Source organism: Roseivirga sp. (genome assembly GCF_034669765.1).
GTDB lineage: Bacteria > Bacteroidota > Bacteroidia > Cytophagales > Cyclobacteriaceae > Roseivirga.
This window is the reverse complement of sequence record NZ_JAXMOQ010000002.1, coordinates 372,293-391,354: the sequence shown is the minus strand read 5'-3', so window position 1 is coordinate 391,354 and position 19,062 is coordinate 372,293. Positions and strand designations below refer to the sequence as shown.

At 40.9% G+C, this 19,062-nt stretch carries 20 protein-coding genes; 4 read left to right on the top strand and 16 right to left on the bottom strand.

Translation table 11 applies throughout. The features are described 5' to 3' along the window. Window positions 1-36: 36 nt before the first annotated feature. Window positions 37-531: a sigma-70 family RNA polymerase sigma factor gene (locus VOI17_RS04705; protein ID WP_323756088.1), complete on the top strand. Its 495-nt coding sequence runs from the start codon at window positions 37-39 to the stop codon at window positions 529-531. Continuing rightward, complete coding sequence (locus VOI17_RS04700) at window positions 528-1,118, top strand: hypothetical protein (protein WP_323756087.1); 591 nt, start codon at window positions 528-530, stop codon at window positions 1,116-1,118. The genes VOI17_RS04705 and VOI17_RS04700 overlap by 4 nt, the downstream gene beginning before the upstream one ends. A gap of 304 nt (window positions 1,119-1,422) precedes the next feature. On the opposite strand, the gene VOI17_RS04695 is transcribed toward VOI17_RS04700, so the two are convergent. Beyond that, on the bottom strand, window positions 1,423-2,310 hold the full coding sequence (locus VOI17_RS04695; RefSeq protein ID WP_323756086.1) for a dienelactone hydrolase family protein: 888 nt from the start codon (window positions 2,308-2,310) through the stop codon (window positions 1,423-1,425). A gap of 169 nt (window positions 2,311-2,479) precedes the next feature. Here VOI17_RS04695 and VOI17_RS04690 point away from each other — a divergent pair, with 169 nt between their 5' ends. Then, window positions 2,480-3,787, top strand: coding sequence for a M20/M25/M40 family metallo-hydrolase (locus VOI17_RS04690; RefSeq protein WP_323756085.1), 1,308 nt, complete (start codon window positions 2,480-2,482; stop codon window positions 3,785-3,787). Between the two features lie 259 nt (window positions 3,788-4,046). On the opposite strand, the gene VOI17_RS04685 is transcribed toward VOI17_RS04690, so the two are convergent. The 11 genes from VOI17_RS04685 to VOI17_RS04635 all read right to left on the bottom strand — a co-directional run bounded on the left by VOI17_RS04685 (window position 4,047) and on the right by VOI17_RS04635 (window position 15,508). Continuing rightward, entirely contained in the window at window positions 4,047-5,348 is a 1,302-nt protein-coding gene (locus VOI17_RS04685) for a hypothetical protein (protein ID WP_323756084.1), read from the bottom strand. Window positions 5,349-5,473: 125 nt separating this feature from the next. Continuing rightward, window positions 5,474-6,883 carry an MATE family efflux transporter gene (locus VOI17_RS04680; RefSeq protein WP_323756083.1) on the bottom strand — a complete coding sequence of 470 codons (1,410 nt, stop codon included), beginning with the start codon at window positions 6,881-6,883 and terminating at the stop codon, window positions 5,474-5,476. 162 nt (window positions 6,884-7,045) lie between these two features. Beyond that, window positions 7,046-7,738, bottom strand: a complete 693-nt coding sequence (locus VOI17_RS04675; RefSeq protein ID WP_323756082.1) for an NAD-dependent deacylase — start codon at window positions 7,736-7,738, stop codon at window positions 7,046-7,048. Further along, on the bottom strand, window positions 7,738-8,277 hold the full coding sequence (locus tag VOI17_RS04670; RefSeq protein WP_323756081.1) for an HD domain-containing protein: 540 nt from the start codon (window positions 8,275-8,277) through the stop codon (window positions 7,738-7,740). Before VOI17_RS04670 ends, VOI17_RS04675 begins: the two co-directional genes overlap by 1 nt. A gap of 505 nt (window positions 8,278-8,782) precedes the next feature. Next, window positions 8,783-9,499 (bottom strand): peroxiredoxin, encoded by a 717-nt coding sequence (locus VOI17_RS04665; RefSeq protein WP_323756080.1) that lies wholly within the window; start codon window positions 9,497-9,499, stop codon window positions 8,783-8,785. A gap of 212 nt (window positions 9,500-9,711) precedes the next feature. Continuing rightward, a complete protein-coding gene (locus tag VOI17_RS04660) occupies window positions 9,712-10,185 on the bottom strand; it encodes a hypothetical protein (protein WP_323756079.1) in 474 nt (157 codons plus the stop codon). Between the two features lie 544 nt (window positions 10,186-10,729). Then, window positions 10,730-11,683 (bottom strand): transketolase family protein, encoded by a 954-nt coding sequence (locus VOI17_RS04655; RefSeq protein ID WP_323756078.1) that lies wholly within the window; start codon window positions 11,681-11,683, stop codon window positions 10,730-10,732. A gap of 9 nt (window positions 11,684-11,692) precedes the next feature. Then, window positions 11,693-12,541 carry a transketolase gene (locus VOI17_RS04650; protein WP_068417464.1) on the bottom strand — a complete coding sequence of 283 codons (849 nt, stop codon included), beginning with the start codon at window positions 12,539-12,541 and terminating at the stop codon, window positions 11,693-11,695. A gap of 24 nt (window positions 12,542-12,565) precedes the next feature. Further along, complete coding sequence (gene bcp, locus VOI17_RS04645; protein WP_323756077.1) at window positions 12,566-13,015, bottom strand: thioredoxin-dependent thiol peroxidase; 450 nt, start codon at window positions 13,013-13,015, stop codon at window positions 12,566-12,568. 2 nt (window positions 13,016-13,017) lie between these two features. Next, window positions 13,018-14,913, bottom strand: a complete 1,896-nt coding sequence (locus tag VOI17_RS04640; RefSeq protein WP_323756076.1) for a M23 family metallopeptidase — start codon at window positions 14,911-14,913, stop codon at window positions 13,018-13,020. Next, window positions 14,900-15,508, bottom strand: a complete 609-nt coding sequence (locus VOI17_RS04635; RefSeq protein ID WP_323756075.1) for a fumarylacetoacetate hydrolase family protein — start codon at window positions 15,506-15,508, stop codon at window positions 14,900-14,902. Before VOI17_RS04635 ends, VOI17_RS04640 begins: the two co-directional genes overlap by 14 nt. 173 nt (window positions 15,509-15,681) lie before the next feature. Between VOI17_RS04635 and VOI17_RS04630 the strand changes: the two genes are divergently transcribed. Beyond that, window positions 15,682-16,488 (top strand): M48 family metallopeptidase, encoded by an 807-nt coding sequence (locus VOI17_RS04630; RefSeq protein WP_323756074.1) that lies wholly within the window; start codon window positions 15,682-15,684, stop codon window positions 16,486-16,488. Between the two features lie 448 nt (window positions 16,489-16,936). Here VOI17_RS04630 and VOI17_RS04625 read toward each other — a convergent pair whose 3' ends face one another. The 4 genes from VOI17_RS04625 to VOI17_RS04610 form a co-directional block, all read right to left on the bottom strand. Continuing rightward, window positions 16,937-17,149: a helix-turn-helix transcriptional regulator gene (locus VOI17_RS04625; RefSeq protein ID WP_323756073.1), complete on the bottom strand. Its 213-nt coding sequence runs from the start codon at window positions 17,147-17,149 to the stop codon at window positions 16,937-16,939. 3 nt (window positions 17,150-17,152) lie between these two features. Beyond that, the gene (locus tag VOI17_RS04620) at window positions 17,153-17,710 is read right to left on the bottom strand and encodes a hypothetical protein (RefSeq protein WP_323756072.1); all 558 of its coding nucleotides are present in this window, start codon (window positions 17,708-17,710) and stop codon (window positions 17,153-17,155) included. A gap of 355 nt (window positions 17,711-18,065) precedes the next feature. Then, the gene (locus VOI17_RS04615) at window positions 18,066-18,437 is read right to left on the bottom strand and encodes a hypothetical protein (protein ID WP_323756071.1); all 372 of its coding nucleotides are present in this window, start codon (window positions 18,435-18,437) and stop codon (window positions 18,066-18,068) included. Window positions 18,438-18,509: 72 nt separating this feature from the next. Continuing rightward, window positions 18,510-18,932 (bottom strand): VOC family protein, encoded by a 423-nt coding sequence (locus VOI17_RS04610; RefSeq protein ID WP_323756070.1) that lies wholly within the window; start codon window positions 18,930-18,932, stop codon window positions 18,510-18,512. Window positions 18,933-19,062 lie beyond the last annotated feature (130 nt).

The window sequence follows — 19,062 nt, the reverse complement described above, 5'->3', positions numbered from 1 at the left end:
TGCCTATTGGTACTAGTAGTTTGAGAATAAGGCAAAATGACGGAAAGCGAAATCAATCACATTTTTCAAACCTGGTTAAAGCAGCATAAAGCTTTACTATTTAAGATAGTAAGGTCTTATGCCTTTAACGAAGAAGACAGAGATGATCTTTTTCAAGAAATCGCGATTCAGGTTTGGAGATCGGTGACGAGTTTTAAGCAACAATCAGCGGTAACCACTTGGCTCTATCGCGTTGCACTAAACACGGCCATTAAATGGACTACCAAGGAGCGAAAGCACCAAGATAGACATGAGTCGATTGATATTAGTCAGCACATCATTGAAAGTCATCAACCGCCAGACGATCGGCTGGCTTGGTTGTATGAAGAAATTGCCAAACTCAATGAGGTAGATCGTTCACTCACCCTCTTATTATTGGATGGGTTCAGCTATAAAGAGATGTCCAAGATTTTGGGGATTTCCGAAAGTAACGTAGGAGTGAAGATCAACCGGATCAAGAAACATTTAACCACTAAATCAGAAAAATCATGATCGCCATGGAATTTAAGGAAATGAAAAAAATATGGGATACGCAGAACGATGAGGCACTTTATGTGATCAATGAAGATGCCTTACACAGAAGGATTAAAGCCAAGAAAATGGGCACAAAGAGAACAACCACTTTTGCAGAAATCATACTTATCGCCTCTAATCTTATTGGAGGAGGAGTAGTAATTATATCGCACCTACTGAAAAATAGCGGCAATGTAGCTTCGCTTACTATGGGGGTTTTAATGATGATGGTAGGGGTTTACATTTTGTTCATACGTTCACAAAGAATTAGAAGAGATCAGCAAACGGACGTTTCAATTTTGGGAGATTTAGAGAATGCGATTGAAAATATCAATTATCGCATTAAGCTATCTCAATCCATGATTTGGTTCTGCCTAATTGTTATTGGGTTTAGTATGTACACAGTGCTTAACAGCGAAAGATCTGTATTCAACATTATTTTAATCTCTGCTTTCTTTATTGTAGGCTTTATTATGAGCCGCTGGGAGCATAAGCACTTTAATCTTGGGAAAAGGAAACAATTGCTGGACCTAAAGGAAAAATTGATCAACGAATTTGAGATGTAATCTCAATCATTCTATGAATAAAAAGGCTTCTCTATTCAATAGAGAAGCCTTTTGTGTGTGATTACGAACTATTTGAAAAATTCCACTGAAAGGATTGAAGTGTTTTATATCCAGCCACTTCAGGGCTAATAGGTAGAGTGATTTCTATTTTAGATTTAATGCGTTTCACCACAAAAAAGCCCCAACGGGGCGGAATATCATAGGAATGGGTGCACCCCATTCCTATGTCCAACATATAATTAATAAGCCCTGAAGGGGCGTTATAACAAGTGATTAGCTTCTTATATCAAGAAAGGGTGATCAGTTAAACCAGGTTATCCTTAAAGAACTTGATGGTTCGAGACCAAGCTAAAGTAGCAGCAGCTTCATCATAACGAGGTGTGGTATTGTTATGGAAGCCATGATTTGCATCCTCATAAATAAATACCTCATACTTCACATTATTTGCTTTTAATACTTCCTCGTATGCAGGCCATCCCGCATTCACTCTCGTATCTAAACCGCCATACTGTAACATTAGTGGTGCTTTAACTTTAGCAGCATCTTCTGCCGAAGGCTGTCCACCATAGAAAGGAACTGCTGCGCCTAAAGTAGGTACTTTTACCGCCATCATATTGGCAATCCAACCTCCGAAACAGAAGCCGACAACGCCAATTTTACCATTACAATCTGGGTGATTACGCAAATGATCATAAGCTGCAATAAAGTCTTCAAGCATTTCATCGCGGTCACGTTTGCTTTGCATTGCTCTTCCTTCATCATCATTGCCAGGATAACCACCCAGCGGGGTGAGGGCATCTGGCGCCAAGGTAATAAAACCATCTACAGCGGCTCTACGGCCTACATCTTCGATATAAGGATTTAGTCCACGGTTTTCATGAACTACGATAATTCCCGGAAGTTTTCCAGAAGCATTATTTGGCTTAGATAGCAGTCCTTTAATGGTTCCACCACCTTTTGGCGATTCATAATTGATATAATCAGAACTGATTCTTTCATCATCTGGCGCTACCAACATGGTGTCTTTATAATTGGGCATCATAAAGCCCATAAGTGAGGTTATCGTGATACCACCAATCGCATAAATGGAAAGCTTCTCCATAAACTGCCTTCGATCAATTTTACTATGGGCATAATCATCATACAGATCATAGATTTCTGGATTGACTTCTTCTTTGGTGAGCTTTTTCATGAGATTATAGATTTGATAATTTAATTTTATTCCTTGTTCAAGATAGTTGAAAATGAGAGTTGAGACAAGTGGCTTAGGACAATCGGTTGAGCAGCTTCAGGTTATTCATCAAAAACCATTTAATCAACTCAGATTTATGCCTTATCTTCATTCCGAATAAAAGACCCCAATGATGAAGAAATTGATAGCCCTCCTTTTTGTGACTTTCTTAAGCATTAACCTTGTTGCCCAAAAGGTCGAGGTTGAAAAAGCATATACAAAAGAAATTAAGAACCTTACTTTGGAAAAGCAGCTTGAAAAGGCTTTTCAGGTCATAGATGAACTTGAGGCTCTATCTCAAAGTGATTTGGTGTTATTGACAGAAATTGAAGCGCCTCCATTTAAGGAAACCAAACGTGCCTTAAAGTATAAGGAAATGCTAGAAGAAGCGGGTGCTGATCGGGTGTGGATTGATGAAGTCGGCAATGTATTGGCTTTAAAGAAAGGCAACAAAGGAGGTAGGACTGTCGCTTTAGATGCACATTTAGACACTGTTTTCCCTGAAGGAACGGATGTAAAAGTAAAATACAAAGGCGACACCATGTATGCACCCGGAATCGGTGATGATACTCGAGGTTTGATTGTAGTGTTAACCACTTTAAGGGCTTTGAATAAAGCTGAAATCCAAACTGAAGCGGACTTGCTTTTTGTAGGCACTGTAGGCGAAGAAGGCTTGGGCGATTTAAGAGGCGTTCGTCATTTATTCGAATCAGGCGAAGTAAAAATTGACTCATGGATTTCGATTGATGGAGGTTCTATTGGTCGTGTCAATAATCAAGGTTTAGGCTCAAAAAGATACAAAGCAATTTTCAAAGGGCCAGGCGGACACTCTTGGGGTGCTTTTGGTTTGGGGAATCCTCATCATGCCATTGGAAAGGCGATTGATTACTTCACGCAAGATGCTTCTAAATTCACAGCAGATGGGCCAAGAACAAGCTTTAATGTAGGCCGAATGGGCGGAGGAACTTCGGTGAACTCTATTCCTTTCGAATCATGGATGGAAGTAGATATGCGTTCGGTAAGTCCTGATCGATTAGATCAAATTGATAAAATCTTTAAAGACGCCATGAACCGTGCCTTAGTAGATTACAATAACAGCGGTATCAAAGGCGAGAAACTTACTTTGGTGTTAGAGCAAATCGGAGATAGGCCAAGTGGCGAATTGGCAACAAGCCTTGCTTTGGTACAACGCTCTATGGCAGCTACTCAGTTCTTTGGTGAAGAACCTTCCTTGACCAGAGGTTCTACCAACTCTAATATCCCAATCGCCTTGGGGATTCCAGCGGTTACTTTGGGGCGTGGTGGTGTAGGGTCAGACGGACATGCATTGACCGAATGGTGGTTAAACAAAAATGGCGCTGATGCTATCAAGTTGGCCTTATTAGTGACTGTAGCCGAAGCTGGCTTGGATAAAAATAGAAAGATCAGTAATAAGTAAACACATTGCTTAAGGAGTTACTGTCACCATTCTCGATTGTATTGAGTTTTTAACTCCGAGCCTTCCTAAGAAGCATATATTACCCTGAAGCTTCTGGGTTTCTTTATCTGATCCTGTAGTTCAGGAAGAAATGTATACCTGTTAATTGTAATTTCTTCCTCCGAAGTCTCAGGATCAGGGTAAAAACTATAGATCAGTTTGATTAGATAATCAATCGGTTGGCAACTAAGCACATGCTATCATAAATAGATCATTCAGACTACTTTAACCCACTCGCGGTGTGCGGGTTGCTAAGCAAGCTCTTAAAGATTGCCCATCGTTGTTCAGGATGGTCTGCGGTTCCTCCTTGGGCTTTGATATATTCATCAACTAGGTCTCTACCGAGGTTGTAATTGATTACATAGCTTCTGTATTGATCGAAAAAACGAGTGCGTTGCAAAGCACGTTCTGGTTCGTAGAGCAAATATTTTTCAAGCCATATGGCTGCTTCTTCTCTACTGATTTCTTTGTTCAAGTATTTTCTAGCCGCTTCGTTTCCTGCATAGTCTAGCTTAGAACGCAACTCTTGAATTTCGTAATATTGTTCTGCCATGTTAGGATCAATGCCTGCTAATGGAAAAAGCACTTCCTTTTCAAAATTGATTCTTTCTTCGCCCGGAAAAGCCACGTCAATTCCGTAGTTGGCACTTCCCTCTGCAATTAGTGACTGTGGAGAAAAAAGTGGATACACTGAAAACTCTATCCATCCTTTACCATTCACTAAGTTTTGTTCTAGCAGGGCGTTAAAAACATGATGACCAGGGTAGCCTTCATGGCAAGCCAAATCGATGGCTCTTTCAATATAAATAGGTAGATCGGTGTTTAGTTGAATCAAACTCTTGCCTTGGCCCTGATAATAATTGTAACCTGACCAAGACTTATCGTTCACATATTCCAGAGCAAAATTCTCATTTTCAGGGAGGTTGAAGTGCAAATCGGTACGTTTACGAGCTTCCGTAATGGCTGCTTTAAATACAGCATCTAATTTATTCCTTGGTATAATAAAATGACTGGAGTACGCTACAAATCGCTCAGAAATAGAGCCTTCCCCCTCAAGTGCATGGTCTAGGTAGTTTAATAAACTATCGAAATGAGATTGAGTATAGTGGGGTGGTTCTGCATCGTATAATAGTTTTGCTTCTTCATCAAAGGTTAAGGATTTTCCGGCCAACATTTCCACTTTGGTTTTTACAGATACCAACTGCTTATTCATCATGTTCAGTCGAGACTGTTCAAGCTCACCAAAACCATCACTATTTATCATTTCCAACTGATATAATAGAGCAGAGGCCCTCTCAATAAAATCTTCTGAAGGAAGTTTTGCTAATCTTTCGCCTTTTGGTTTCCAATCTTCTGGGCCATGGTAGGCATCCACAAAGTCTGAATCGTATTGACCAATTTCCAACACCAGCTTTACATAGGCTTCGGCAATGGAGTTCATTTCAAGTGTAGGTGTACTTGTTTTCTCGCAAGAAAGACAGAGGAAAATTGAAATGGTAAGTAAAAAAGCTTGCTTTTTCATGGTTTCGTTGTTATTCAGGGAATCAAAGATAATAGATTCATAAAAGTGGTTTAAAATTGGCCATAAAAAAAACGCCTTATTTTTAATATATAAATATAAGGCGTTCCTAGCAAATTTGTGGCATTCTAAACTTTAAAGGTTTTCCATTTTCCTTTTTTGAACCAATACCATGAAACCGCTGCAATTAGGGTCTCAGAAAGGGTAATGGCCAAGTAAACTCCCAATGGGCCCCAGCCAAGCACCAGTGCGGCAATATAAGCCACCGGGATTTGGAATAACCAAAAGCAGAAGAAATTAATTACCGTAGGTACTTTCGTATTTCCGGCCCCATTAAAGGACTGTGTAAGCACCATGCCATAAGCATAGAATACATAACCAGCCGCGATTACTTGTAAACTTAAGGCTCCAGCTTCTACAACGGCAATATCACCTTTAAACCAACCCACAATGGTTTTAGCGAAGAGCAGGTAGATCACAGAAATACTGACCATAAAAATGGCATTGTATTTTGCTGTTGTCCAAACTGACTTCTCCGCCCTTTCGGGTTGGCCTGCTCCTAAATTTTGACCAACCAGTGTTGCCGCAGCGTTGCTCATTCCCCAAGCGGGCATCATGGTAAACATCATTACACGAATGGAAATACCGTATCCTGCCAATACATCATTTCCAAATTCAGAAATTATTCTGGTGAGAATTACCCAAGAAGAGGTGCCGATAATGAACTGACCAATGCCTCCTAGGGAAACTTTGATCAAACCCCACATGATTTTACCACGAAAGACCAAATCTTTAAGACCGACTTTAATGCGACTGCCCCCCATAAAGAGTACCACGAGCTGCCCAACTACGGCTACTCCACGACCTATATTGGTGGCAATGGCTGCACCTTCCACACCATAGGCTGGAATAGGGCCAAAGCCGAAAATGAACATTGGATCGAGAATAATATTGATACCGTTGGAGAGCACTAAGGTCCACATAGCGATAGAGGCATTTCCTGCGCCACGAAAAACCGCATTAATTAAGAATAGGAGTACTACCGTTATATTTCCGCCAATCATAATTTGGGTATAACGATAGCCTTCTTGTATCAAATCGGGTTCTCCGCCCATTAAACCAAGAATTTCCTTAGGATAAATAATACCAAAGGCCCCAATAAGAATGGCGATAAACGTTCCTAGAAATATGGCTTGTACTGCTGTTTTGGAAGCACCCTCCATGTCTTTTTCGCCAGTTCTGCGCGCGACTACTGCTGTGGCCGCCATGCTTAAACCAATCGCTAAAGCATAAACCAAAGTGATTACTGACTCTGTGAGCACTACCGTGGCAATGGCATTAGTGCTTACTTGCGACACAAAAATCATGTCGACCAAAGCGAATGTTGACTCCATCAACATTTCCAAAATCATAGGAATGGAAAGGATGAAGATGGCTTTGCGAATACTACCCGTAGTGAATTCTTCTTCTTTACCGGTGATCGCTATTTTGAAATAGTGTATAAACTTCTTAATAGAAGATTTTGTAAAATCTGTCATTGTTGTCTTGAAAAAAGTAGTGTAAAAATATGAGTAATAGGGGTACGAGCTTTTTTACTTGCTCGCTTCTGCGACCAGTGCACTGACGGCTACTATGGTAAACACAATTCTCATAACTTCATGATGACGTAAAAGTGTGAGTTTTTTTTCTTTTTACAAAACTCAAATGTGATCCTTCAGCAAAATTTCTTTCAAACGCCCCATTCCAGTAGTGGCTTTTTCCTGAATAAAATGGTGATTTGATCTTCGGCTGATTTCTGGTTGATGTGGGTCTATAATAAATATAGGCACATGATTGCCCACATAATGCACCAAACTGGCGGCAGGGTACACCACGAGCGATGTGCCTACAATCACGAGGATATTGGCTTGTTGGGTAATTTCGGCTGCTATGTCCATCATGGGAACTGCTTCACCAAACCATACAATGTTCGGACGCAACTGATGGCCTTTTTCGCAAAGATCCCCGAGTTTCAATTCCCAATGATCCATATCATAAATCAATGATTCATCGGCCACGCTACGGCTCTGAAAAAGCTGACCGTGCAAGTGAATCACCTCGCTTGAACCCGCCTGTTCATGGAAATTATCTACGTTTTGAGTAATGATGCTTACTTCGAAATGAGCTTCTAATTCTTTGAGGACTTCATGCGCTTTGTTGGGCTTGGCTTCCAAAGCCTGCTTTCTGCGTTGGTTGTAAAACTCCATCACCAGTGCTGGGTTGTTGCACCAACCTTCAGGGGTGGCTACTTCGGTTACAGAATGGCCTTCCCAAAGTCCATCTGCATCGCGAAAGGTTTTTAAACCGCTTTCGGCACTTATGCCTGCCCCTGAGAGTACAATTAGCTTTTTCATTAAATATTCAGCTCTTTTCTATTCTCTTCCAACACCTTGATAATGAATTCAATGTGCTCGTTGAGGTCAATACCTAAGAGTTCCACGCCTTTTTCTATTTCATCGCGCTCTACCTTGGCAGCAAAGCTTTTTTGCTTGAGTTTTTTCTTTACCGATTTAGCCGTTAAACCCTCAATGCTTTCTGGTCTAACCTGACAACAGGCAATAGTAAACCCTGTCAGTTCATCGCAGGCGAGTAAGGCTTTGTCGAGTTTGGTTTCGTATGGGACATTCCACTTGGTATAGTGGGCAGAAATGGCATGTGCTATTTTCTCTTCCCCCATTTCCCTAAGCATGTTTACAATTCGGTTAGGGTGTTCTTCGGGATAGGCTTCATAATCGGCATCGTGTAACATGCCAGTAATGGCCCATTCTTCAGGGTCTTCCCCAAAATGCTTTCCGTATGCTTCCATTACCAATTCTACACTTCGGGCATGACGTAAAAGGCTGTCACCTTTGGTCATTGATGCTAGAATATTTCGTGCTTCTTCTCTGGTCATGGGGTTAAAATACGAGCAAAAGCCTGATTTTAAAAATGAGAAGGCAAATAACTAACCCTTATTAAACCACAAAGAACGCGGAGAAACGCAAAGTCCTACAACCTTGCGTCACTCTGAGGTTGAGTTTGAAAAACCATGCCGAATGAGTCCGGCTGGTTGAAGGGGGAGTGCTAAGTACTGACACTCCTAGGTATCAGAGCTCGCACTCGTTCACCTTGTGTAACTATAAATGAATTCCCTCAGGATCCGTTTGCTAATATAAAATAGCTGAGGAAAAAGTTAGTATGTATTCTGATTTTGGTTACAGAAGAAAGTGGACTGAGTCCTTTGTTAATAGTTATTCGCAGTTTGGGAGAACCTGTGGTAGTGGTTTTAATAAGGAAGGCAACTAAGTTCTATTAAACAGTAAAGCAAGGAGGATTTAGATTGGTCTGACCACTTCAAGTGGTCAGACCAATAGATATGAAGTTGCGAACCCCCAACAAGGATCGAGGTTTTCTGCTCGCTATTTCTTTTTCAAAATCTTCCCTAATACAAGGTCTTTGTCAAGCTTCTTGGTACAGAAGAACCAGTCTTTACAATCAATATCACTGTCTTCCATTCTGTCTTTTGCTGTACCGCAAGAACCAGCAGGACCAATAATCACATCGTCACCAGGATACCAGTCGGCAGGAGTTGCAACTTCAAATGCATCTGCGGTTTGCAAAGCAATGATTACTCTGTACAATTCATCAAAATTTCTACCCAGACTAAGTGGATAGTATATGATAGTTCTTATGATTCCTTTTGGGTCAATAAAGAATACGGCCCTAACGGCTTTTGTTGAATCTTCATTGGGCTGAATCATTCCGTATTTCTTGGCAACATCCATTGTGATGTCCTCAATCAAAGGGAAGTTTACTTCTACGTTCTTCATTCCCTTGTATTCTATCTTTTCTTTGATGGTTCTTAACCAAGCAATGTGGCTGTATAAGCCATCAATTGAGAGACCCACTAGTTTACAATTCGCTTCAGCAAATTTGTCTTCCATTGACGCAAAAGTCATAAATTCTGAAGTACATACCGGTGTAAAGTCGGCAGGGTGACTAAATAGAATAACCCAGTCTCCAGCGTAATCAGCAGGAAAATTGATGTCCCCTTGTGTGGTCACAGCTTTAAACTCTGGTGCGGCATCGCCAATTCTTGGCATGCTAATGATTTCTTGTTCTTGAATTTGTTCCATGATTCTCTGTCTATGATTATGGAATAAAGGTAACTCCCCAGTTTTGGCTTTTTTGTGACTAATGTTACACATTGTGCTAATCAAGAAGGGTTTTTACTAGCATAAGAACTTATTGAATAGCATGACGCTCCGATGAGGCTCTATTGAACCCGTCACCCTGTAAGGGGCTTTTTCAGAAACACAGAGGGGGAGAACGCTGCGAATTGGCTTCATCACATGATCAAAAACACTAAGTCGCCTAGGGTAAGTGTCTGCAAAACGAAAATTAGTGCACTCATTCTTTTTCCATGCTGATAAGCGAGCCCCATAACCAAGAGCACAAGCAATGGAAGGATAAGGCCAGAATACCGCCTAAAAGAATCCGTGTGAATGCTTTCAGTTGCGCTTAGGTGATAGCGATTGACCTCTTTGAATATGCGCGAAAGACGGTAATTGACTGTATCACCTTCATTGACTGTTTCTGCAAATTCTTCCGATACAGAAAAATCGTGTTGGCCAGTAGTTAGCTTGTATGAATAGTGGTAGTTCTGAGCTGCGTTAAAATACTGTTGACGCTCCGATTGAACCTTTATCACTTCATCGGTATAGGCTCTTCCGGGTAGCGAAAAATCAGCAATAATCACCAAGGCAATCAATATGAATAAACTGTATAAAAACGGGCGGAGCTTAAATGTAGACTTGTTCATTGGCAAGCACTAAATTAATAAAGCTAGCTGGTCTTTGTGGTATATCAAGTGGATTGGTTTCTTTACCGCAAACAACACGTAGTCCTACAATTTATCGTCACTCTGAGGTTGAGTTTGAAAAACGAAACCGCGAGAGTCTGTTGGTTTGCAGGGAAAATGCTTATTACAGACGGATTCTCGCGGTCATTCACATTGTGTACCCACAAGTGAATTCCCTCAGAATGACGTTAAAATTAATCGTCACTCTGAGGTTGAGTTTGAAAAAGGAGACTGCGAGAGTCTGTTGGTTTGCAGGGTAAGTGCTTATTACTGATGGATTCTCGCGGTCATTCACATTGTGTGCCCACAAGTGAATTCCCTCAGAATGACGCCAAAAATAACCGTCACTCTGAGGTTAAAGTTTGAAAAACGAAACCGTGAGAGTCTGTCTGTTCGGAGAGGGAGTGCCAAGAACCATGGGGCAGGGGGCTACAATTCAATCAACCACAAAAAAAGCCCAATTCTTACGAATCGGGCTTTCTGTATTTTAGGGTTTGAAGGGAAATTACTTTCTCTTCATTACTCTTTTAACAGCTTTCACAATGTTTTCAGCATCGATACCGTATTTCTTCATCAATTGCTCTGGCGTTCCGCTTTCACCGAAAGAATCATTCACCGCTACCATTTCTAATGGGGTAGGGAGGTTAAGCGCTAAAGTCTGTGCTACGCTATCGCCCAAACCACCATTCATTTGGTGCTCTTCGGCAGTCACTACACAACCCGTTTTCTTAGCTGATTCAATAATCGCTTGAACGTCTAAAGGCTTAATGGTGTGAATGTTAATCACTTCCACGCTAATGCCTTCTTTGGCCAAAACCGCTTCTGCTTCAATAGCTTCCCATACCAAATGACCCGTAGCAAAGATGGTTACATCATTTCCTTCAATCATTTTAAGGGCTTTGCCAATTTCGAATTTCTGATCGGCTGGCGTAAATACAGGCACTTTTGGTCTTCCAAAACGCAAGTATACCGGGCCTTCAAATTCAGCAATGGCAATGGTAGCCGCTTTGGTTTGGTTGTAATCACATGGATTGATCACCGTCATGTGCGGTAACATTTTCATCAAACCGATGTCTTCCAAAATCTGGTGTGTTGCACCATCTTCACCCAAAGTTAAACCTGCGTGAGAAGCACAAATCTTTACGTTTTTACCAGAATAAGCAATCGACTGGCGGATTTGATCGTAAACACGACCCGTAGAGAAGTTGGCGAAAGTACCTGTGAAAGGAATTTTACCGCCAATGGTTAAACCAGCAGCCACGCCCATCATGTTCGCTTCAGCAATACCTATTTGAAAGAATCTTTCAGGAAATTCATCGATGAAATCCTGCATTTTCAAAGAACCCACTAGGTCGGCACAAAGCGCCACTACTTCAGGGTTGGTACGTCCTAATTCCAATAAACCAGCACCGAAGCCAGAACGCGTATCTTTTTTTTCTGTGTATGTTAATTTCGTCATTGCTGCTTATTAATAGTCTCCAAGGGTTTCTTCTAACTGGGCCAAAGCGGTAGCCAATTGTTCATCGTTTGGCGCTACACCATGCCATTTGTGCGAACCCATCATAAAGTCTACACCAGCACCCATTTCGGTTTTCATCAGGTTCACTACTGGCTTTCCTTTACCAGAAAGTGATTTGGCTAAACTCATGGCATTGATTACCGACTTCATGTCATTACCATCGCTTTCAATCACATCCCAACCAAAGGCTTGCCATTTGGCTTTCAAATCCATCAGGTCCATTACTTCAGAAGTAGGCCCGTCAATTTGCTGACCGTTGTAATCTACTGTAGCAATAAGGTTATCGATTTTGCAGTGAGCAGCATACATGGCCGCTTCCCATACCTGACCTTCATCAAGTTCTCCATCGCCCATCAAAACATACACACGCTTGTCGTCCTTGTTCAGTTTTTTAGCTTGAGCAGCACCACAGGCTACAGATAGGCCTTGACCCAATGAGCCTGAAGCTACACGAATTCCGGGTAAACCTTCTTCGGTAGCAGGGTGGCCTTGAAGCCTAGAATCTAACTTTCGGAAAGTGGCAAGTTCGGCCACAGGGAAGTAACCGCTGCGGGCCAAAATGCTGTACCAAACCGGAGAAATGTGCCCGTTCGATAAAAAGAACATGTCTTCGTCTCTTCCATCTGGATCAAATGGTTTTTTGATGTCCATGATGTTGAAGTACAAAGCAGTAAGGAAATCGGTGCATCCTAAAGAGCCTCCTGGGTGACCAGAGTTCACGGCATGTACCATTCGTACAATATCACGCCTTACCTGAGAAGCTGTTTTCTCTAGGGTTTCAATACTAGGTTTATTCACGCTGTATTAATGATTGGTTAAAAATTATTTCAATATCTGAGCGGTGTGGTCTTTGGTTTTTACTTTCGCAATCACCTCTTCAATCACTCCGTTTTCATCAATAATAAATGTTGTGCGGGCAGTTCCCATATAAGTTCTACCATACATCGATTTCTCTACCCAGGTTCCAAACTGCTCATGAATACTCTTGTCTTCATCGGCAATTAGCGGAAATGGTAGTGCGAATTTATTAATAAAATTTTGATGCTTCTTTGCCGAATCGGAACTAATCCCAACAATCGCGTATCCAGCCTCTAAAAGGGCATTATAATTATCTCTAAGGTTGCATGCTTCTGCGGTGCAGCCGGGGGTATTGTCTTTTGGGTAGAAGAATAGGGCTAATTTCTTTCCAGCAAAGTCCGAAAGCTTAATGGGGTTACTGTCTTGATCGATTCCTTCAAAATTTGGGGCTTTATCGCCTGCTTGTAATGCCATAATTAAAGTTTTAACGTTAGGGTTTTCTTGTTTCCAGCGTAATCTGTTACTGTTAAAGCAAAATCTCCCTTCAATGGTTTGCTCTTATCTAAAGTTTCTGACCAAATTAATTTTCTCTTGGAGTCGTAGTTCATCAAAAGCCATTCTCCGTTAATGGTAGCTTCGTAATCTTTAATGCCCGAAAGCTCATCGTCAATATTGAAATATAGAATGCCGTTCGTTGATGCGCGTTGTTTGATGGTAGGAGAGATCAAATCTTTCATCAGCGTAAAATTGCCTAAAGATGATGTAGCGAACCTAATTTTTCCTTCCTGCCAAGTGCCCCCTACATAACTAGCACTGCCTGAATTACTCAGTGCATAGGCCTGAAATTGCTCTAGCGAATCGTATTGCGACAGTGGTACAAGCTCAATTTCGACAATTCCCCTTAAAGCCGAAACCTCATCACCTACCTGTAATACTTCGATCTTTTTGTCTTCATCAATGTAATGTCTGGCCTTCAAATAGAGGGTATCGAATAAGGTGTTTTTGCCAAAAGCAGCCGAAAAGGACTCGGAGAGATAAGAGTGTTCTTTTTCGGAAGGAATCATATCAATAAAATCGATGGCTTCCTGATCGTCTCCATAATCAATGGATGTTGGCAAACCTTTATTCAAATTCACCAAATAAACGTTTTCCTCACCATCGGAATAAGCGGGTTCTAAAATGTGCGAGCCTTGCTGGGTATATACAGTGATGTTATTAAGTTCTCCTTTACGCTTTCTGTTAATTTGTAGCGTATTGTCTAATAAATAAGAATGATCCCTGCGGTCTACTAGCGCGAGTTCAGTAGGAGAGACCTTTGTACCTTTTACATTGAATGAAACCCTACGCTGGTTGCCATAGGCATCGGCCATTATAATCTGGAAAAGGTAAATGGAGTCTTGCTTTGGGTAGAAGAAGCCCTTGTTTTTGATGCCATTATAAAAACCTAAGCCATTGCCATCATCCACATAGAGTTTATTGTAGCGTCTGTTGGTTTCTTGTTCAGCCTTGTAATTGGTGTGGACTTTAATGTTGTTTTGTAAAGAGAAGTTGACAGAATCAATTCTTTGACTGAAGAGTAATTCTTGGTTTTGATATACATCAATTTCTGGAACTCCATTTCTGTTGGCTGCTCCATCCAGTTTGTCATGAGCCCAAATCTCAAAGCCAATTTTCCCTGCTGCGCGAATGGTGTCAGTGATCACGTATTCGTTTCCTCGCTTTTCAAGGTTGAATTCGAATCTACCAAACTGCCCATTAACCCTAGAATTAATGTCCATCGTTTTCAAGGCAACTCTTTCGGCAATAGGCGCGATTTTGTCTTTGATTTCGGTGAAGCCAATTCGAAGCGGATCGAGCACTTCCTGTTTGGCATCTCTAATTTCGAAATGAAGGTGTGGGCCTGTTGAAGATCCCGAGTTTCCTGAGTAGCCCAATACTTCGCCTTTTTTCAACTTAAACCTACCACGGTCGGGAAATAGATTTACCCCGAAAGACTTTTGTTTGTACTGACTTTCCAGCACGTATTTAGCCAGTTCTTTATTGAAGCGCTGTAAGTGAGCGTACACGGTTGTGGTGCCATTGGGGTGAACCACGTAAATGGCATTGCCATAACCTCCAGTAGACACCGCTATACGGCTTACATAACCTTCGGCCGCGGAATACACATCCAAGCCTTCCACACCATTGGTTTTAATGTCAAGTCCAGCATGGAAATGAGAGGCCCGCAATTCACCCATATTTCCCGCCAAATAGTTAGTGCGTTCTGGCTGAATGGGGAATTGATAATAGCCTTTTTCAATCTTGCTGTATTGAGCAAAGGTCGAAACGGTAATAAACAAAAGGGGAATAAAATAAAATCTACTTAACCTCAACTTCCAACATTTTCTCATTCTCTATATAAGCAGTAAGTGTGTCGCCAATGACCGTTTTACCAACACCCGCAGGCGTACCGGTAAAAATGATGTCTCCCTTCTTCAACGTAAAGTATTTCGAAATATGCTCAATGATGTCGTCAAAACTGAAAAGCATCATCTTGGTATTTCCGTCTTGTTTTACTTCACTGTTTTGTTGCAAGCTAAAGTTGATGTTATTCAAATCAAACTTGTCTTTGCTCACAAATTCAGAAATAGGGGCTGAGCCATTAAAAGCCTTGGCTTTTTCCCAAGGTAATCCTTTTTCTTTGCAGCGCTGCTGAACGTCTCTGGCCGTAAAATCAATTCCCACGCCAATTTCATCATAGTATTTGTGGGCGAATTTCTTCTCGATGTGTTTTCCTTCTCTACTTATTTTTAAAAGTATTTCTACCTCGAAATGGACGTCATTAGAGAAGTCTGGGTGATAGAAAGGCGCGTTATTTCTTAATACGGCCGTATCTGGCTTTAGAAAAACCACTGGTTCTGTCGGGCGTTCATTGTTTAATTCAGCAATATGCTCTGCATAATTACGGCCAATAGCAACAATCTTCATTCGGATAAGTTTAGTTAGGGTTGGATAACCAAAAGGCAACCTCAGCACAAAATTAAAATTTCGATCTGATTTGACAACCTGTCATTTATGATCATTTTTGTGAAACGAAGGAATATAGCAATAGACCTTGTTATTCAGGAAGATACATTTTTAATAATAGAGAACTTTTAGTGATGAGAAAAATAATAGCACTTGGTTTTATAGTAGCCTTAGTGATTGGGTGTACTACTGTGCCAATTACAGGCAGAAGACAACTTACCGGAGTGGTGAGTAGTGAAGAAGTGATTGCGATGAGTGCTGATGCTTACAAGCAAGTAATTGATTCTGTAAAGCTTTCGGATAATCAAGAGCAAGTGGCCATGATTAAACGTGTGGGCAACAGAATTCAAAAAGCGGTAGAGCAATACATGAATAACAATGGTTATGAAGGGCTTTTGGATGGTTTCGATTGGGAGTTCAACCTGATTGAAAGTGAGCAAGTAAACGCTTGGGCGATGCCAGGCGGTAAAGTGGCTTTCTATACAGGAATCATTCCTATTTGTAAAGATGATTTGGGTGTAGCCGTAGTAATGGGACACGAAGTGGCCCATGCTGTAGCTAAACATGGTCAAGAGCGAATGAATCAGAGTTATGCTAAACAGGTGGGTTTAAGCATAGGTGCAGTGGCATTAGGTCAAGACCCAACTTTGGCACAACAAATGGTATTTCAGGCGGTAGGTATAGGGACGGATATTGGGCTTTTGAAATTCTCAAGAACCCATGAGTCAGAGGCTGATGAATTGGGCTTGACTTTTATGGCCATTGCGGGTTACGACCCAAGTGAAGCGCCTAAGTTTTGGGAAAGAATGTCGGAAGGAAGTAGTGGTCAAGCACCACCAGAGTTTCTTTCAACACACCCAAGCCATGAAACTAGGATTGAAAGACTGAACGCTGCATTGCCAAAGGCGATGGAGTACTATAATAAGAGTACATTGAAGTAATTAATATTCCGTCTTTCGGGGCGATTGAATATGTCAGGTAGTTATGCGGAGGGTTTTTGCCCTCCGTTTTTTTTGTCGGCAGTGATAGACTTAGTCCTTACAGGACTGGATTAGAATAGGGGGGTGGGTTCCGAAGGGTTACACCCTTCGTTTTGATATATAGCCCTTTCAGGGCTGAGGGAGGTTAATCGCTGACCTTGTTGGTGTTCTTTACTATAGCGGTTACTTGAATCTGTTTCTTGTGTTACTGAAAAGGATGCTTACAGCATGACTTAATTTTTAAGTTTCTGCCGATGATTTTCGCTGCCCTTGTTGGTGTTCTTCACCAACAAGCATCCAATGTCTGCTTTTCCTCACTACCCCTTCATCAATGCCCAAAGTAAAGTAATTAGGCTTTGCAGCCTGTTGGTGAAAACACCAAACAGGGGCAGGGTAGAGGTAGAATTACTTATTTCTTTTCGCTCACAAACTCTAGAATGTCCGCTGGTTGGCAGTCTAGCACTTCGCAGATTCCTTCCAGTGTACTGAACCGAATGGCTTTTGCTTTCCCTGTTTTTAGGATGGAAAGGTTAGACAGGGTTAAACCTACTTTTTCGGAAAGTTCGTTGAGCGACATCTTCCGCTTTGCCATCATAACATCTAAGTTTACTATTATGGGCATAGGTTATACGGTTAAATCGTGTTCACTTTGAATCTCGATTCCTCTTTTAACCACTTGCACGATTACAAAAAGTATAACTACCATAAAGAGCCATACATCGGCTCCTGCAATGTGCAATGACTCTAGGTTGGCCATCGGAAGCCCTTGTTCAGTCAGCCATATGGCATATTTGGATCCAAAATAAGAAAACAGGCCAATGCCCAAAGCGAGGTAGGACTGCTTTACAATGAACTGTCTTAATGCTATGTTGAAAGGCTGAGCAATGGTCAGCTTTTTTTCAATAAACAGTTTTATGATAAGGTAAAACATGAAGGCTTTCAATACCGCGACAATGGTCATGATTAGTGTGATGGCAAAAAAGTGTCCTTGGTCAAAGTTGTAAAGACTTGATAGATAATCTGCGCCTTCCCAAAAGTTCTCAACGCCCTGTGGGTTGATGAACATTGTGATGATCGTATTGATAGCTGTGCCGCCAGCTTCAATACATAAGCCAATAAAAATGACCCAAGAAAGTACCTGCAACACTTTCAAAACTTGGCTAGTGGTGATTTTAATTTCCATGATTAACTCCCTGTTTAAAATGATTACGCAATTATCAACAATAATTTATTGATAAACAATAAAAATGTAACGATAAAGAAAAAAATAAGCCTACATATCAGGAGCCATAAGGAGTTACACCCTTTGTTTTGATGTGATTTCAGGGCTGTGTCAGGTAAATCCTCGTTACAAACGAGGATTAGTGAGTCGTTTCTTATGTTACTGAAAAAGATGCTTATAGCATGACTTAGTTTTGAAGTTTCTGCCAATGATTTTATTGAAATGATAAAGCCAGCTATTGAGTCATCCCTGTAGGGATCCTTTCACGAAACGTAGATAGCCTATTGGTAAAATTGAGGAGAGGGCTTAACGTTTTTTATACTTTGAACTTTAGAATATCCTCATATTTGATCAATACAACAGAAATCGCGGAGTCTTTGTCATAGGTTTCATCAATAACCTCATCATGATAAACCCTGTAGAGCTTTCCATTTGGTCCGTCATCACTATTGATGAAATATGGGTCTCCACTTCCTACACAACAGTTTCCGATGGGGATATAGTTTTGATGTTTTACTATGATACTTGGATAGAAATTTAACATTTCATCAATACTCTCCTTCTCATTCATAATTTTGAACGAAGCGCCAAGTTCACTTAGGTCTTTACTTTCTGGTATTTCGATTTCCAATCCATTTAAACCATTGGTTTTCAAAAAGTCAAGCCAGTGTTTCGGATGTGTATTCATTTAATGTTTGTAAATGTTAAGTATGTAATCTTTAAATGGTGCCCATATTCCACATAATTTATTGAAAATTTTTTATTGGTAGAATTCACCCTCATCTGTAACAATTGTAGTTAATTCAACGGTATGGCCATCGGGGTCTTTGGTATAAATAGAATGAAAATAGTGATGGTCTTGAATACTGAATTCGAGCTTCAATTCAGCAAATCTCTTTTTTGCTTTCTCAAAGTTCTCATTGGTGACGTTGAAAGCAAAGTGATCTATTTTTACATTTTTTGAAGCTATATCAAGCTGCGGATCAGTGAGCTTTGCTGGGAACAAAGCTACTCCTGACTTACCTGAAAGCATGAAAATGGGGTATTCTCCCCATTCTGGTAATTGGCATTTCCTTAAATTAAGTACTTTCTGATACCATTCAACAGATTGGTTTAAGTCCCTTACACGAATAGCCACGTGGTCTAAAAACTGAATCTCTATTTCATTACTATCCTCACTCATTTTTCAGTTTGGGTAAAAGATGATCACCCTAAGGGTTTAGTAATTTATTGAAAAGTTATGAAAAGGCACGAGCGAAAGAATTTAACGTAATGCCATTCCATAATTAAATATAAAAAAATATGAGTTCATT